The sequence below is a fragment of the Bacillus sp. TH22 genome (genome assembly GCF_016651015.1).
GTDB lineage: Bacteria > Bacillota > Bacilli > Bacillales > Bacillaceae_G > Bacillus_A > Bacillus_A mycoides.
The window spans coordinates 2,917,157-2,932,678 of the sequence record NZ_JAEKER010000001.1 but is presented as its reverse complement, the minus strand read 5'-3'; the positions used below and the strand labels follow the sequence as shown (position 1 = coordinate 2,932,678).

Sequence of the window (15,522 nt, the reverse complement as noted above, 5' to 3'; positions counted from 1 at the left end):
ATAGGCTAACTTGATGAAAGAAAGGGTGCCTTGTATTGAAAAAAGAGAAACTTCGGACAGAAAATATATCATTTCAATATCCTGGGGCAGCCTCTTATGCATTAAAAGATGTTTCGTTTTCCTTATATGAAGGAGAATGGGTATCTGTTATTGGACAAAATGGTTCAGGGAAGTCTACACTTGCAAAATTATTGAATGGCTTATTTTTACCGGAATCAGGGAAAATTACTTTAAATGATACAATGATTTTATCAGAGGAAACAGTATGGGATGTTCGAAAGCAAATTGGCATGGTATTTCAAAATCCAGATAATCAATTTGTTGGAACGACAGTACAAGATGACGTTGTATTCGGCCTAGAGAACATCGGAATGCCAAGGGAGCAGATGATAGAAAGACTAGAACAAGCTCTGCAACTTGTCCGTATGGAAGATTTTTTAAATGAAGAACCCCATTCATTATCTGGTGGACAAAAGCAGCGAGTCGCAATAGCAGGTGTTCTAGCACTTCAACCATCTATTTTAATACTAGATGAAGCAACTTCAATGTTAGACCCTCAGGGGAGACGTGAAGTAGTAGAAACGGTCAGACAACTTGTTGATCAAAAGGGTATTACGGTATTATCGATTACGCACGATTTAGAAGAAGCGGCACAGTCAGACCGTATTATTATTTTGAACAAGGGAGAAATATTAGAGGAAGGTACTCCAGAGCAAATTTTCAAATCCTCTCATATGCTCCAAGAGATTGGATTAGATGTACCTTTTTCGGTGAAAATAGCAGAATTATTAAAAAGAAATGAAATTCACTTGCAAAATACGCATCTTACAATGGAAAGCTTGGTGAACGAACTTTGGAGATTACATTCCAAAAAGTAGAACATCGTTATCAATATAAAACTCCATTTGAAAGACGCGCACTTTATGATGTAGACGTGTCGTTTCCAAGTGGGGGCTATTATGCCATTATCGGTCATACTGGTTCAGGTAAGTCGACGATGATTCAACATTTAAATGGTTTATTGCAGCCGACAAATGGTACGGTTCAAATTGGTGAACATTTAATTTCAGCAGGGAAGAAAGAGAAAAAGCTTAAGCCGCTACGAAAAAAAGTAGGGGTTGTCTTTCAGTTTCCAGAACATCAACTATTTGAAGAAACAGTTGAAAAGGACATTTGTTTTGGACCGACTAATTTTGGTGTATCTGAAGAAGAGGCAAAACAAAAGGCGAAAGATGCGATCCAGCTTGTTGGATTGGACATAGAGTTATTAGCACGTTCTCCGTTTGAATTAAGCGGTGGGCAAATGAGGCGTGTTGCAATAGCAGGCGTACTTGCGATGGAACCCGAAGTGCTTGTATTAGATGAACCTACAGCAGGGCTTGATCCAAAAGGACAGCACGAGCTCATGGAGATGTTTTACAATTTGCATAAGGAACAGGGGCTTACAGTCATTCTTGTTACCCATAATATGGAGGATGCCGCTAAGTATGCAGATCAAATAGTGGTCATGCATAAAGGAACGGTCTTTTTGCAAGGAAGAGCAGAGGAAGTATTTTCATATGCTGATGAATTAGAACAAATCGGTGTGGATCTTCCAATGTCTTTAAAGTATAAACGTGCAATTGAAGAGAAGTTTGGTATTTCAATTTCGAAGGCTACCTTATCTTTAGAGGATCTTACTCATGAAGTTGTACAGGTGTTACGAAAAGGTGGTCATGAATCATGCAGCAGTTGATTATTGGGAGATATATTCCAGGTCAGTCACTCATTCATCAACTTGATCCTCGTACGAAGCTGTTGATTGTCTTTTTATATGTATTTGTTGTTTTCTTAGCAAATAATGCGATTTCATATGGATTTTTATTTTTATATGCACTCATTGCTTTATTTTTTGCAAAAGTGCCGATTCGTTATATACTTTCGGGCTTAAAACCAATTCTGTGGATTTTTCTTTTTACATTTTTCCTGCATATTTTTACAAATAAAGAAGGGGAAGTACTATTCCAGCTTGGTTGGTTTTCGATACATGAAAAAGGATTAGAGCAAGGGATATACATTTCTATACGATTCTTCGTTATTATTTTGATGACGACATTATTAACGTTAACGACGACACCTATTGAAATTACAGATGGGTTGGAGACGTTATTAAAGCCGTTCAAGCGTATAAAAGTTCCTGTTCATGAAATCGCATTAATGATGTCAATTTCACTACGTTTTATCCCGACATTAATGGATGAAACGAGTAAAATTATGAAAGCACAAGCGTCACGTGGCATTGATTTCGCCGGGGGACCGATAAAAGATAGGATGAAAGCTATTATCTCACTACTCGTTCCATTATTTATCAGTGCTTTTAAGCGTGCAGAGGACTTGGCGATTGCGATGGAATCTCGTGGATATAAAAGTGGCGAAGGACGTACTAAATTTAGGCAACTACGCTGGAAAATAAGTGATACAGTAACAATTGTAAGCTTACTTTGTTTAGCTTGTATTTTGGCATGGGTGCGGTCGTAATGGAGAATAGAGAAATGGAAAGAATAAAATGTACAGTTGCATATGATGGCATTCATTTTTGTGGTTACCAAATTCAACCACAGCATCGGACTGTTCAACAAGAAATAGAGAAAGCATTGCAGAAGTTGCATAAAGGAGAACTTGTTCGTGTGCAGGCATCAGGCAGAACGGATTCTACCGTTCACGCCAAAGGACAAGTGATACACTTTGATACACCTTTGTCTCTTGAAGAGTGGCAATGGAGTAATGCTTTAAATACAATGTTGCCGGATGATATTATTATCAGGCAGGTAGAGAAGAAAACAGAAGAATTTCATGCACGTTACGGTGTCGAGAAAAAAGAATATCGCTATCGTGTATTATTATCAAAGACTGCGGATGTATTCCGTAGAAATTACGTATATCAATATCCATATCCGCTCGAAATAAACTCTATAAGAAAAGCGATTCCTTATTTTATTGGAACGCATGACTTTACTTCTTTTTGTTCGGCAAAAACTGACAAAAAAGATAAAGTGCGAACAATTTATGAAATTGAATTAATTGAGCAAGACGATGAATTAATTTTTCGCTTTGTAGGTAATGGATTTTTATATAATATGGTCAGAATTATTGTTGGTACGTTACTTAGCGTAGGTCAAGGAAAGCTTGATCCGGATAGTATTCCAGAGATTTTAGCGAAACAAAATCGCCAGTTTGCTGGAAAGATGGCTCCAGGTCATGGACTTTACTTATGGCAGGTAAACTATAACAACTAATCCTGGTGTAACATTTGCTTGACATTAGAAACTCAAAAGTATATCATAACATATGGTATTGTTTCTAAAACCACGATTAGCCCCGGAAGGAAATCGTGTTTAAGATAAACAATAGATTTTTTCTATGGAAAAGATAACGAGGAGGGAAACACATGCGTACGACTTTTATGGCAAAAGCTAACGAAGTTGAGCGTAAATGGTATGTGGTTGATGCTGAAGGTCAAACTTTAGGTCGCCTATCTACTGAAGTAGCATCCATTTTACGTGGTAAACACAAACCAACATTTACACCACACGTTGACACGGGTGATCATGTAATTATTATTAACGCTGAGAAAATTCATTTAACAGGTAATAAATTAAACGATAAAATTTACTACCGTCACACTAACCACCCAGGTGGACTTAAGCAAAGAACAGCTCTAGAAATGCGTACAAACTACCCTGTACAAATGTTAGAGCTTGCAATTAAAGGCATGCTTCCAAAAGGACGTTTAGGACGTCAAGTGTCTAAGAAATTAAACGTGTATGCTGGAGCAGAGCATCCACACCAAGCACAACAACCAGAAGTTTACGAACTTCGCGGATAATTAATTAAAGGAGGGCTTACTTTGGCACAGGTTCAATACTATGGCACTGGACGTCGTAAGAGTTCAGTAGCGCGCGTACGCCTAGTTCCAGGCGAAGGACGCGTTATTATTAACGGTCGTGATTTTGAAAACTATATCCCATTTGCTGCATTACGTGAAGTAGTGAAACAACCTCTAGTTGCAACAGAAACTTTAGGTAACTACAATGTACTTGTAAACGTAAATGGTGGTGGATACACTGGTCAAGCTGGTGCTATTCGTCACGGTATTTCTCGCGCTTTATTAAAAGCTGATCCAGAATACCGTCTAACATTAAAACGTGCGGGTCTATTAACTCGTGACGCACGTATGAAAGAGCGTAAAAAATACGGTCTTAAAGGCGCACGTCGTGCACCTCAGTTCTCAAAACGTTAATTTTTGCGAACTAAAAACCCCAACCATTTTGGTTGGGGTTTTTTTATGTTTAATTCTTCTTTTGTAATTTTTTTAGCTTGGAATATTTTAGTGCTACCGTCCTACGTATGCTTCTTCTTTAGAAGTTTAGACTAATACGTATTAGGGAGGTTTATAAGTACTATGAATGTCATTATCAGCTTACAAGAAAAACAAAAAGAAAAGCAGTTAAAATACGAGCGGAAGATGCTGCGAGAATTATCATTAAAAACATTGCGTTTAAATATTCGTGATGCCTTTCAGATGCAAGAACTTCATCGTCAGTATGAAGATTATTGCATTGAACTAGGGATAGAATCTTATTTATTAGGAGCGAGATACAGTAAATTTGGTTATCATGGCGAATCATTCTTTGATGTGAAATATAGGGCTTTAGAAGAAGAACAACAATTAACTGAAACGCTATTTCAATTTTTAACGAGTATGACTATACGTGAAATTAAGTTGCAAGACGAGGAATTGCTTTTTGAATCTTGCCAGCAGTTTATCGGCTTGTGGTGGCAGGAAGGCTATGAAAAAGGCGAAAGAAGATATCGATTAAAGCTACACTAAGACAAGCATAAACTTTCCTCTTGTCCCATATAAGTAATTAGAGGGACTAGCTGGAGGAGGAAAGGTATGAAGAGAATTCGAATTATCTCTTTTGCGCTCGCTGCGGTTATTTTGTTTTTTTTAGTTAAACAAGAATTTCAAATTACAAAATCGTGGCGAGCTTGGAATTTACCCTTATCAGGGAAAGTGATTGTGCTAGATGCTGGGCATGGTGGGCCAGACGGAGGGGCTGTTGGTGGAAAGGATATTGTAGAAAAAGATATTACACTTGAGATTACAAAAAAGGTACAAGATTATTTACAAGAACAAGGTGCTTTAGTTATTTTAACGCGTGAAGGAGATTATGATTTAGCTAATAAAGATACAAAGTCATATAGTAGACGTAAAGCAGAGGATTTAAAAAAGCGTGTTGAGATCATTAATAAGCCTGATGTAGATTTTTTTGCGAGTATTCATTTAAATGCCCTAACTAGTAGTGGATCTAAGGGCGCACAAACGTTCTACTATCGTTCTTCGATTGAAAATGAACGGGCTGCGAAATTTATACAAGCTGAATTGAGAACAAGCTTAGAAAATACGAATCGTTCTGCTAAAACAATTCCTCACGTGTATTTATTGAAGTATGCCAAAACACCAGGTGCTTTAATTGAGGCTGGCTTTTTATCGAATGTGAATGAAAGATATATGTTAAATTCGGAGAAATACCAACAAAAAGTAGCTGCTGCAATATATCGCGGTATATTACGTTATTTTACGGAAAAAGGAAATCCTCCAGAATAAGGAGGATTTTTTCGAGTTTCTCTCGTTAACGAAGTTTTCCGAAAATATGTTATACTGGAAATGTAAACGCATTTATTTCAAAAATAAAGAGAGATAAATTTAATTAACAATACGTTATTTTTCATACAGGGGGCTGGGCTAATTATGGTAACAAAAGAGCAGGTAGTGGAAGCATTGGAAGGGATTGTAGATCCGTTTATACATAAAACGTTAAAAGAAACAAATGCAATTAAAGAGGTGACAGTCAAGCCTGAGAAGGAACATGTAAGTGTTAAAATTGCAATTGTAAAGACGGGTACAGCGGAACAAATGCAGTTGCAGTCTGGAATTGTAAAGTTAGTAAAAGAACTTGGAGCAACAACAGTTGGACTTCGTTTTGCAGAATTTACAGAAGAGGAATTAGCTCAGTTTGCACCACCGCAAGAGGAAGAGAAAAGTGAATCCTTATTATCACCGAACTCAAATACAACATTTTTAGCAGTGGCAAGTGGAAAAGGTGGAGTAGGGAAATCAACTGTTTCTGTTAACCTTGCAATTGCTTTAGCTCGTTTAGGCAAAAAGGTTGGTATCATCGACGCGGATATTTACGGTTTTAGTGTACCGGATATGATGGGTATAGAAAAACGTCCAATCGTAAGAGGTGATAAGATAATACCAGTGGAGCGTCTAGGCGTGAAAGTAATCTCAATGGGATTCTTTGTAGAAGATAACGCACCTGTTATTTGGAGAGGACCGATGCTTGGGAAAATGTTAAATCACTTTTTCACAGAAGTAGAGTGGGGTGATTTAGATTACTTAGTATTGGACCTACCACCAGGTACGGGTGATGTTGCTTTAGATGTACATTCGATGTTGCCGGCTTGTAAAGAGATTATTGTAACAACGCCGCATCCAACAGCGGCATTTGTAGCAGCGCGCGCTGGAGCCATGGCTTTACGTACAGAACATAGTATTCTTGGTGTTGTTGAAAATATGGCGTATTTTGAAAGTAAAGCAACTGGTGAAAAAGAGTATGTGTTTGGAAGAGGTGGAGGAGATAAATTGGCTACGGAACTCCAAACGGATATACTTGGCCGAATTCCACTTCAACAACCTGATTGGAATAAAGAGGACTTTGCGCCTTCAGTATATGAAGATACACATACAACGGGTCTCATTTATCGTACGATAGCTGAGACAGTTATTGATAAAACAGCTGTCGCGCAAAACTAAAGTAGTAATGAGTGGACAATATATACATTGTCCACTCAGTGCTATAATTTTTATTATTGTTCTTTGTTCCCATCTTGAGAACCGCCTTCACCACCTGCGCCTTTCTTATCAGACCCACCTTTTTCGGCTTTTTGTACACCTTTACTAATGATGTCAATCATCTTAGCTTGGAAGAGAGGACTTTCGGCAGTTTCAGTTAGTACTTGCTGTAAATATTGACGATATTCTTTACTCTTCATTGTTTGTAACATAATTTTCTCTACTTCAGGATTTTTCATAATCTCTATAACACCTGATTGGTATTCAGGATCTTTTAGTAAAGTTTTCATTAAGTTTGTTTGTTCTTTTCCCATACTTTTAGCAAATTTCGATGAGAACTCAGGGTCTTTAAAGAGCTTTTCCCAGAATTGTTGCCCTTTTTCAGATACCAGTGCATCTTCAATCGTTTTCTTTACTACTGTTTCATCTAGTATGAGTGCTTGTTTCATTTTTTCATCAGTTAATACATCTTGGATCGCTTTTTTTCCTTGATCGGTTTTTAAAATATCAACAATCATTTTTTTTGTTTGATCATAATCAAGTTCGGATTTTGCTTCTTTTTCTTGTGCACATGCCGCTAGTGCTATAAATAGAAAAGAAGAAATCAAAACGAGCAGCATCCGTTTCATAAGTTGGAGCTCCTTTCAGCAAAGTTCTCTTTTTTTAATATAAATCTCTTTAAGGAATTTATACATTAACATGGCTAGCTTTTTGAAATTGTCATTGTTACAATTTAATTAGAAATATAAGAATAATGGGGGATGTGTTGTGAATAGCCGCAAGTGGGTACGACTATTTTTTAAGACGTTGTTTCTTGGTGGGATTAGCACAGTCTTTGTTGGTTTTGTTTTAGAGTGGGACAAGTACGCTAAATTTTTTCAAAATTTCGACGGAAAAGAGATTTTAGCAATTTCCTTTTGGTTGATGGGCGTAGGATTTATTTTTAGTGTTATAAGTCAAATGGGGTTCTTTGCGTATTTAACGATCCATCGTTTTGGATTAGGGATGTTTCGGTCATCTTCTTTATGGAATACAGTGCAACTGTTCTTTATTGCGTTCGTATTATTTGATTTCGTTTATTTAAGGTCAGTACTTGTTGCAAATGGGGAAGTTTCATTAGGGAATAACATACTTGTTGCTGGGATGTTATTTGTGTTTGGGGCAATTGTCGCTTATATAAAGAGTAAAGAAACGAATAAAAAAGCATTTGTTCCCGCTCTGTTCTTTATGGTTGTTGTAACAATTCTTGAATGGGTACCAGCGCTCCGGATTAATGATACGGATTGGTTATATTTAATGGTGATACCACTTTTATTATGTAATTCATATCAGTTACTTGTATTGCATCGCTTAATTGGACAAAAGAGTAAGTCAGCTTAATGAGGAGAGTGGATTTTTAATTATCCAGATTCTTATCGTCTGTAAATGCTAGGATAAAAAAGCTCTGCTATCTTAACAAAAGATAGCAGAGCTTTTTATGTGTGAAGAACCGTGTAGAAAGGAACTACTTAATATCTTCACTTTTTGTACTTGTGTTGGAAATAAGTTGTGATACAGATGTTTGTTCATATCCGTCGCTCTTTAATTTTTGTAAGAGTAATGGTAAAGCCTTATTTGTTTGAAGGGCAGAATCAGAAGCATGTAATAAGACGATATCTCCACCCTTTAAATTGCTAGAGACTGTGGAAATGATTTTATTTACGCCGGGATTTTTCCAGTCATTTGAATTGTTACTCCAATGAACGATGGTGTATCCGAGTGATTCCGCTATTTTAAGAGTTGTTTTGTTAAAATCGCCACTAGGTGGACGTAATAGCTTGACTTGTTTTACGCCAAGTTTCGTAAAAACATCTTGTGCCCGCAAAAGATCTCGTCGTATTTCATTTGCTTCTAGTGAAGTGTAGGATGTGTAATTATAGCCCATACTACCAATCTCATGTCCATCTTTCATGATGCGTTCGACAATATCAGGGTGTCTTTCAGCCCATGCAGCAGAGAGAAAGAAGGTTGCATTCTTAATTTCTCTTTCTTTGAGTGTATTAAGGATTGGAATAGCTTTTTTGTCCCCCCAACTAATGTCAAACGTGAATGCAACTTGTTTTTTTGCAGTGTCCCCTTTGTAAATCACTTTAGGGCCAGTAGCAGTTGAAAAAGCAGATTCATGTGAATATGTTTTTAAAAAGAGTAGCCATGCTGTAAATAAGGAAAGTACGATTATTAAGCTAATGTGTTTAAATGTTCTTTTACTCGTAATAAAAAAGAAAAACATAATATTACGCCCCTTTGTCCAATCCTTTTCAGTTACATATATGCTTTAAATTAAAAAAAGAGAACAAGGGATTAATATCGTAAGTGGTGGATATAATGAGGGATAGAATTTTGTTTTTTGATGATACATTATTGATAATTGAAAATGAGTGGGGCGTTTATCGGTACACGTAAGGAGTTATTGGGGTGATAATTTGCTTGGGATTATGTTGACGAAGGAAGAGAAAAAAGAAATGGAATACATACTGAAGAGAGAGTTAGAGGAACTTTTATTTGATTTTGAAGATGAGCGTATACATAGCGTTGTAAAAAAGGCGATGGAAGAAAGGTATAAAATCATTTTTTGTTTATTTCGGAGAGTTGCTAATAGGGAAGAATGTATTCGTTATGTAAGAAAAAGAATTTTTTATTAAAAAGTATTGACGTTAAGAATAAGTATATGATAAATTAATAAACGTCGCTGATGCAGAAACGCAGAAAACGGCAAAAAAGAAATTGAAAAACTTAGTTGACATCGAAAAATGAAGATGTTAACATAAGGAAGTCGCAAATGAGCGACCAAGTAGTTCTTTGAAAACTGAACGAAACAAACAACGTGAACGTCAATTTTTATTTTTAGATGCTAGACAAACTAACTTTATTGGAGAGTTTGATCCTGGCTCAGGATGAACGCTGGCGGCGTGCCTAATACATGCAAGTCGAGCGAATGGATTAAGAGCTTGCTCTTATGAAGTTAGCGGCGGACGGGTGAGTAACACGTGGGTAACCTACCCATAAGACTGGGATAACTCCGGGAAACCGGGGCTAATACCGGATAATATTTTGAACTGCATAGTTCGAAATTGAAAGGCGGCTTCGGCTGTCACTTATGGATGGACCCGCGTCGCATTAGCTAGTTGGTGAGGTAACGGCTCACCAAGGCGACGATGCGTAGCCGACCTGAGAGGGTGATCGGCCACACTGGGACTGAGACACGGCCCAGACTCCTACGGGAGGCAGCAGTAGGGAATCTTCCGCAATGGACGAAAGTCTGACGGAGCAACGCCGCGTGAGTGATGAAGGCTTTCGGGTCGTAAAACTCTGTTGTTAGGGAAGAACAAGTGCTAGTTGAATAAGTCGGCACCTTGACGGTACCTAACCAGAAAGCCACGGCTAACTACGTGCCGACAGCCGCGGTAATACGTAGGTGGCAAGCGTTATCCGGAATTATTGGGCGTAAAGCGCGCGCAGGTGGTTTCTTAAGTCTGATGTGAAAGCCCACGGCTCAACCGTGGAGGGTCATTGGAAACTGGGAGACTTGAGTGCAGAAGAGGAAAGTGGAATTCCATGTGTAGCGGTGAAATGCGTAGAGATATGGAGGAACACCAGTGGCGAAGGCGACTTTCTGGTCTGTAACTGACACTGAGGCGCGAAAGCGTGGGGAGCAAACAGGATTAGATACCCTGGTAGTCCACGCCGTAAACGATGAGTGCTAAGTGTTAGAGGGTTTCCGCCCTTTAGTGCTGAAGTTAACGCATTAAGCACTCCGCCTGGGGAGTACGGCCGCAAGGCTGAAACTCAAAGGAATTGACGGGGGCCCGCACAAGCGGTGGAGCATGTGGTTTAATTCGAAGCAACGCGAAGAACCTTACCAGGTCTTGACATCCTCTGAAAACTCTAGAGATAGAGCTTCTCCTTCGGGAGCAGAGTGACAGGTGGTGCATGGTTGTCGTCAGCTCGTGTCGTGAGATGTTGGGTTAAGTCCCGCAACGAGCGCAACCCTTGATCTTAGTTGCCATCATTAAGTTGGGCACTCTAAGGTGACTGCCGGTGACAAACCGGAGGAAGGTGGGGATGACGTCAAATCATCATGCCCCTTATGACCTGGGCTACACACGTGCTACAATGGACGGTACAAAGAGCTGCAAGACCGCGAGGTGGAGCTAATCTCATAAAACCGTTCTCAGTTCGGATTGTAGGCTGCAACTCGCCTACATGAAGCTGGAATCGCTAGTAATCGCGGATCAGCATGCCGCGGTGAATACGTTCCCGGGCCTTGTACACACCGCCCGTCACACCACGAGAGTTTGTAACACCCGAAGTCGGTGGGGTAACCTTTATGGAGCCAGCCGCCTAAGGTGGGACAGATGATTGGGGTGAAGTCGTAACAAGGTAGCCGTATCGGAAGGTGCGGCTGGATCACCTCCTTTCTATGGAGAATTGATGAACGCAGTTCATCAATAAACGTTGACTTGTTTTGTTTCGTTCAGTTTTGAGAGAACTATCTCTCAAGTTTAAATGTATGTTCTTTGAAAACTAGATAACAGTGTAGCTCATATTTTTTTTAGTTTGGTTAAGTTAGAAAGGGCGCACGGTGGATGCCTTGACACTAGGAGTCGATGAAGGACGGGACTAACGCCGATATGCTTCGGGGAGCTGTAAGTAAGCTTTGATCCGAAGATTTCCGAATGGGGAAACCCACTATACGTAATGGTATGGTATCCTTACCTGAATACATAGGGTATGGAAGACAGACCCAGGGAACTGAAACATCTAAGTACCTGGAGGAAGAGAAAGCAAATGCGATTTCCTGAGTAGCGGCGAGCGAAACGGAATCTAGCCCAAACCAAGAGGCTTGCCTCTTGGGGTTGTAGGACATTCTATACGGAGTTACAAAGGAACGAGGTAGACGAAGCGACCTGGAAAGGTCCGTCACAGAGGGTAATAACCCCGTAGTCGAAACTTCGTTCTCTCTTGAATGTATCCTGAGTACGGCGGAACACGTGAAATTCCGTCGGAATCTGGGAGGACCATCTCCCAAGGCTAAATACTCCCTAGTGATCGATAGTGAACCAGTACCGTGAGGGAAAGGTGAAAAGCACCCCGGAAGGGGAGTGAAAGAGATCCTGAAACCGTGTGCCTACAAATAGTCAGAGCCCGTTAATGGGTGATGGCGTGCCTTTTGTAGAATGAACCGGCGAGTTACGATCCCGTGCGAGGTTAAGCTGAAGAGGCGGAGCCGCAGCGAAAGCGAGTCTGAATAGGGCGTTTAGTACGTGGTCGTAGACCCGAAACCAGGTGATCTACCCATGTCCAGGGTGAAGTTCAGGTAACACTGAATGGAGGCCCGAACCCACGCACGTTGAAAAGTGCGGGGATGAGGTGTGGGTAGCGGAGAAATTCCAATCGAACCTGGAGATAGTCTGGTTCTCCCCGAAATAGCTTTAGGGCTAGCCTTAAGTGTAAGAGTCTTGGAGGTAGAGCACTGATTGAACTAGGGGTCCTCATCGGATTACCGAATTCAGTCAAACTCCGAATGCCAATGACTTATCCTTAGGAGTCAGACTGCGAGTGATAAGATCCGTAGTCAAGAGGGAAACAGCCCAGATCGCCAGCTAAGGTCCCAAAGTGTGTATTAAGTGGAAAAGGATGTGGAGTTGCTTAGACAACTAGGATGTTGGCTCAGAAGCAGCCACCATTTAAAGAGTGCGTAATAGCTCACTAGTCGAGTGACTCTGCGCCGAAAATGTACCGGGGCTAAATACACCACCGAAGCTGCGAATTGATACCAATGGTATCAGTGGTAGGGGAGCGTTCTAAGTGCAGTGAAGTCAGACCGGAAGGACTGGTGGAGCGCTTAGAAGTGAGAATGCCGGTATGAGTAGCGAAAGACGGGTGAGAATCCCGTCCACCGAATGCCTAAGGTTTCCTGAGGAAGGCTCGTCCGCTCAGGGTTAGTCAGGACCTAAGCCGAGGCCGACAGGCGTAGGCGATGGACAACAGGTTGATATTCCTGTACCACCTCTTTATCGTTTGAGCAATGGAGGGACGCAGAAGGATAGAAGAAGCGTGCGATTGGTTGTGCACGTCCAAGCAGTTAGGCTGATAAGTAGGCAAATCCGCTTATCGTGAAGGCTGAGCTGTGATGGGGAAGCTCCTTATGGAGCGAAGTCTTTGATTCCCCGCTGCCAAGAAAAGCTTCTAGCGAGATAAAAGGTGCCTGTACCGCAAACCGACACAGGTAGGCGAGGAGAGAATCCTAAGGTGTGCGAGAGAACTCTGGTTAAGGAACTCGGCAAAATGACCCCGTAACTTCGGGAGAAGGGGTGCTTTCTTAACGGAAAGCCGCAGTGAATAGGCCCAAGCGACTGTTTAGCAAAAACACAGGTCTCTGCGAAGCCGTAAGGCGAAGTATAGGGGCTGACACCTGCCCGGTGCTGGAAGGTTAAGGAGAGGGGTTAGCGTAAGCGAAGCTCTGAACTGAAGCCCCAGTAAACGGCGGCCGTAACTATAACGGTCCTAAGGTAGCGAAATTCCTTGTCGGGTAAGTTCCGACCCGCACGAAAGGTGTAACGATTTGGGCACTGTCTCAACCAGAGACTCGGTGAAATTATAGTACCTGTGAAGATGCAGGTTACCCGCGACAGGACGGAAAGACCCCGTGGAGCTTTACTGTAGCCTGATATTGAATTTTGGTACAGTTTGTACAGGATAGGCGGGAGCCATTGAAACCGGAGCGCTAGCTTCGGTGGAGGCGCTGGTGGGATACCGCCCTGACTGTATTGAAATTCTAACCTACGGGTCTCATCGACCCGGGAGACAGTGTCAGGTGGGCAGTTTGACTGGGGCGGTCGCCTCCTAAAGTGTAACGGAGGCGCCCAAAGGTTCCCTCAGAATGGTTGGAAATCATTCGTAGAGTGCAAAGGCATAAGGGAGCTTGACTGCGAGACCTACAAGTCGAGCAGGGACGAAAGTCGGGCTTAGTGATCCGGTGGTTCCGCATGGAAGGGCCATCGCTCAACGGATAAAAGCTACCCCGGGGATAACAGGCTTATCTCCCCCAAGAGTCCACATCGACGGGGAGGTTTGGCACCTCGATGTCGGCTCATCGCATCCTGGGGCTGTAGTCGGTCCCAAGGGTTGGGCTGTTCGCCCATTAAAGCGGTACGCGAGCTGGGTTCAGAACGTCGTGAGACAGTTCGGTCCCTATCCGTCGTGGGCGCAGGAAATTTGAGAGGAGCTGTCCTTAGTACGAGAGGACCGGGATGGACGCACCGCTGGTGTACCAGTTGTTCTGCCAAGGGCATAGCTGGGTAGCTATGTGCGGAAGGGATAAGTGCTGAAAGCATCTAAGCATGAAGCCCCCCTCAAGATGAGATTTCCCATAGCGTAAGCTAGTAAGATCCCTGAAAGATGATCAGGTTGATAGGTTCGAGGTGGAAGCATGGTGACATGTGGAGCTGACGAATACTAATAGATCGAGGACTTAACCATATAATATGAAGCTAATGTTATCTAGTTTTGAAGGAATATATATTTAAAATTCCTTTTGACATTCTCAAAAGAATGTGTATAATGATAAAAGTCTGGTAATGATGGCAGAGAGGTCACACCCGTTCCCATACCGAACACGGAAGTTAAGCTCTCTAGCGCCGATGGTAGTTGGGACCTTGTCCCTGTGAGAGTAGGACGTTGCCAGGCTTATATTATTCCGCAGTAGCTCAGCGGTAGAGCTATCGGCTGTTAACCGATCGGTCGTAGGTTCGATTCCTACCTGCGGAGCCATTATGCTTCCATAGCTCAGCTGGTAGAGTACTTCCATGGTAAGGAAGAGGTCACCGGTTCAAGCCCGGTTGGAAGCTTGGGAAAAGTTTTGTTTTTTTTTTGGCCCGTTGGTCAAGTGGTTAAGACACCGCCCTTTCACGGCGGTAACACGGGTTCGAATCCCGTACGGGTCACCACTTTTGGAGGATTAGCTCAGCTGGGAGAGCACCTGCCTTACAAGCAGGGGGTCGGCGGTTCGATCCCGTCATCCTCCACCATATATTTTTAAATGTCGGAGGGGTAGCGAAGTGGCTAAACGCGGCGGACTGTAAATCCGCTCCTTTGGGTTCGGCAGTTCGAATCTGCCCCCCTCCACCATTTTCTTTAAAATAACCTGAGAGGGTTTATTTTTTTGAAAAGATAACCATACTAGTAAATATTAATGGGCTATAGCCAAGCGGTAAGGCAACGGACTTTGACTCCGTCATGCGCTGGTTCGAATCCAGCTAGCCCAGCCATTTACGAGCCATTAGCTCAGTTGGTAGAGCATCTGACTTTTAATCAGAGGGTCGAAGGTTCGAATCCTTCATGGCTCACCATTTTCGCGGAAGTAGTTCAGTGGTAGAATACAACCTTGCCAAGGTTGGGGTCGCGGGTTCGAATCCCGTCTTCCGCTTAATTACTAAGGGGCCTTAGCTCAGCTGGGAGAGCGCCTGCCTTGCACGCAGGAGGTCAGCGGTTCGATCCCGCTAGGCTCCATATAAATAGGAAAAGCTTACATCAAATGATGTAAGCTTTTTTTGTGTTTAAATTCCACTCAAAAAGGAAAC

General features: G+C 41.9%; 13 protein-coding genes, 9 tRNA genes and 3 rRNA genes. 23 read left to right on the top strand and 2 right to left on the bottom strand.

What is annotated here, in order from left to right:
* Positions 1-35: 35 nt before the first annotated feature.
* The 9 genes from JFU18_RS14805 (at position 36) to JFU18_RS14765 (ending at position 6,862) form a co-directional block, all read left to right on the top strand.
* On the top strand, positions 36-878 hold the full coding sequence (locus tag JFU18_RS14805; protein ID WP_002009740.1) for an energy-coupling factor ABC transporter ATP-binding protein: 843 nt from the start codon (positions 36-38) through the stop codon (positions 876-878).
* A complete protein-coding gene (locus JFU18_RS14800; RefSeq protein WP_002124690.1) occupies positions 854-1,735 on the top strand; it encodes an energy-coupling factor ABC transporter ATP-binding protein in 882 nt (293 codons plus the stop codon). Before JFU18_RS14805 ends, JFU18_RS14800 begins: the two co-directional genes overlap by 25 nt.
* Positions 1,723-2,517, top strand: coding sequence for an energy-coupling factor transporter transmembrane component T family protein (locus tag JFU18_RS14795; protein ID WP_201032304.1), 795 nt, complete (start codon positions 1,723-1,725; stop codon positions 2,515-2,517). Before JFU18_RS14800 ends, JFU18_RS14795 begins: the two co-directional genes overlap by 13 nt.
* Positions 2,518-2,531: 14 nt before the next feature.
* Complete coding sequence (gene truA, locus JFU18_RS14790; RefSeq protein WP_002124694.1) at positions 2,532-3,275, top strand: tRNA pseudouridine(38-40) synthase TruA; 744 nt, start codon at positions 2,532-2,534, stop codon at positions 3,273-3,275.
* A gap of 152 nt (positions 3,276-3,427) precedes the next feature.
* A complete protein-coding gene (gene rplM, locus JFU18_RS14785) occupies positions 3,428-3,865 on the top strand; it encodes a 50S ribosomal protein L13 (protein WP_002029337.1) in 438 nt (145 codons plus the stop codon).
* A gap of 21 nt (positions 3,866-3,886) precedes the next feature.
* Positions 3,887-4,279: a 30S ribosomal protein S9 gene (rpsI, locus tag JFU18_RS14780; protein WP_002009728.1), complete on the top strand. Its 393-nt coding sequence runs from the start codon at positions 3,887-3,889 to the stop codon at positions 4,277-4,279.
* Between the two features lie 162 nt (positions 4,280-4,441).
* Complete coding sequence (locus JFU18_RS14775) at positions 4,442-4,870, top strand: DUF2521 family protein (protein WP_085308596.1); 429 nt, start codon at positions 4,442-4,444, stop codon at positions 4,868-4,870.
* A gap of 66 nt (positions 4,871-4,936) precedes the next feature.
* A complete protein-coding gene (cwlD, locus tag JFU18_RS14770) occupies positions 4,937-5,650 on the top strand; it encodes an N-acetylmuramoyl-L-alanine amidase CwlD (RefSeq protein WP_085308598.1) in 714 nt (237 codons plus the stop codon).
* A gap of 144 nt (positions 5,651-5,794) precedes the next feature.
* The gene (locus JFU18_RS14765; RefSeq protein ID WP_002029334.1) at positions 5,795-6,862 is read left to right on the top strand and encodes an Mrp/NBP35 family ATP-binding protein; all 1,068 of its coding nucleotides are present in this window, start codon (positions 5,795-5,797) and stop codon (positions 6,860-6,862) included.
* 53 nt (positions 6,863-6,915) lie between these two features.
* Here JFU18_RS14765 and gerD read toward each other — a convergent pair whose 3' ends face one another.
* Positions 6,916-7,530: a spore germination lipoprotein GerD gene (gene gerD, locus JFU18_RS14760; RefSeq protein WP_002009716.1), complete on the bottom strand. Its 615-nt coding sequence runs from the start codon at positions 7,528-7,530 to the stop codon at positions 6,916-6,918.
* A 139-nt stretch (positions 7,531-7,669) separates the two neighbouring features.
* Between gerD and kbaA the strand changes: the two genes are divergently transcribed.
* On the top strand, positions 7,670-8,281 hold the full coding sequence (gene kbaA / locus JFU18_RS14755; protein WP_137056948.1) for a KinB signaling pathway activation protein KbaA: 612 nt from the start codon (positions 7,670-7,672) through the stop codon (positions 8,279-8,281).
* A gap of 124 nt (positions 8,282-8,405) precedes the next feature.
* Here kbaA and pdaB read toward each other — a convergent pair whose 3' ends face one another.
* Positions 8,406-9,170 carry a polysaccharide deacetylase family sporulation protein PdaB gene (gene pdaB, locus JFU18_RS14750; RefSeq protein ID WP_002091556.1) on the bottom strand — a complete coding sequence of 255 codons (765 nt, stop codon included), beginning with the start codon at positions 9,168-9,170 and terminating at the stop codon, positions 8,406-8,408.
* 193 nt (positions 9,171-9,363) lie between these two features.
* Here pdaB and JFU18_RS14745 point away from each other — a divergent pair, with 193 nt between their 5' ends.
* From JFU18_RS14745 to JFU18_RS14685, 13 genes are all read left to right on the top strand, one after another.
* Positions 9,364-9,582, top strand: coding sequence for a hypothetical protein (locus tag JFU18_RS14745; protein WP_002139933.1), 219 nt, complete (start codon positions 9,364-9,366; stop codon positions 9,580-9,582).
* Between the two features lie 224 nt (positions 9,583-9,806).
* A 16S ribosomal RNA gene (locus tag JFU18_RS14740) occupies positions 9,807-11,358 on the top strand.
* Between the two features lie 141 nt (positions 11,359-11,499).
* Positions 11,500-14,422: ribosomal RNA gene (locus JFU18_RS14735) — 23S ribosomal RNA — on the top strand.
* 91 nt (positions 14,423-14,513) lie between these two features.
* A 5S ribosomal RNA gene (rrf, locus tag JFU18_RS14730) occupies positions 14,514-14,629 on the top strand.
* Together the 16S, 23S and 5S rRNA genes with 9 tRNA genes alongside form the textbook arrangement of a ribosomal RNA operon.
* A gap of 9 nt (positions 14,630-14,638) precedes the next feature.
* A tRNA-Asn gene (locus tag JFU18_RS14725) sits at positions 14,639-14,713 on the top strand.
* 4 nt (positions 14,714-14,717) lie between these two features.
* A tRNA-Thr gene (locus JFU18_RS14720) sits at positions 14,718-14,790 on the top strand.
* 24 nt (positions 14,791-14,814) lie between these two features.
* Positions 14,815-14,889, top strand: a tRNA-Glu gene (locus JFU18_RS14715).
* Positions 14,890-14,894: 5 nt separating this feature from the next.
* Positions 14,895-14,970: transfer RNA gene (locus JFU18_RS14710), tRNA-Val, on the top strand.
* 16 nt (positions 14,971-14,986) lie between these two features.
* Positions 14,987-15,070: transfer RNA gene (locus JFU18_RS14705), tRNA-Tyr, on the top strand.
* Between the two features lie 65 nt (positions 15,071-15,135).
* Positions 15,136-15,210: transfer RNA gene (locus tag JFU18_RS14700), tRNA-Gln, on the top strand.
* A gap of 5 nt (positions 15,211-15,215) precedes the next feature.
* Positions 15,216-15,291, top strand: a tRNA-Lys gene (locus JFU18_RS14695).
* A 5-nt stretch (positions 15,292-15,296) separates the two neighbouring features.
* A tRNA-Gly gene (locus JFU18_RS14690) sits at positions 15,297-15,368 on the top strand.
* A 10-nt stretch (positions 15,369-15,378) separates the two neighbouring features.
* Positions 15,379-15,451: transfer RNA gene (locus JFU18_RS14685), tRNA-Ala, on the top strand.
* The last annotated feature ends 71 nt before the right edge of the window (positions 15,452-15,522 follow it).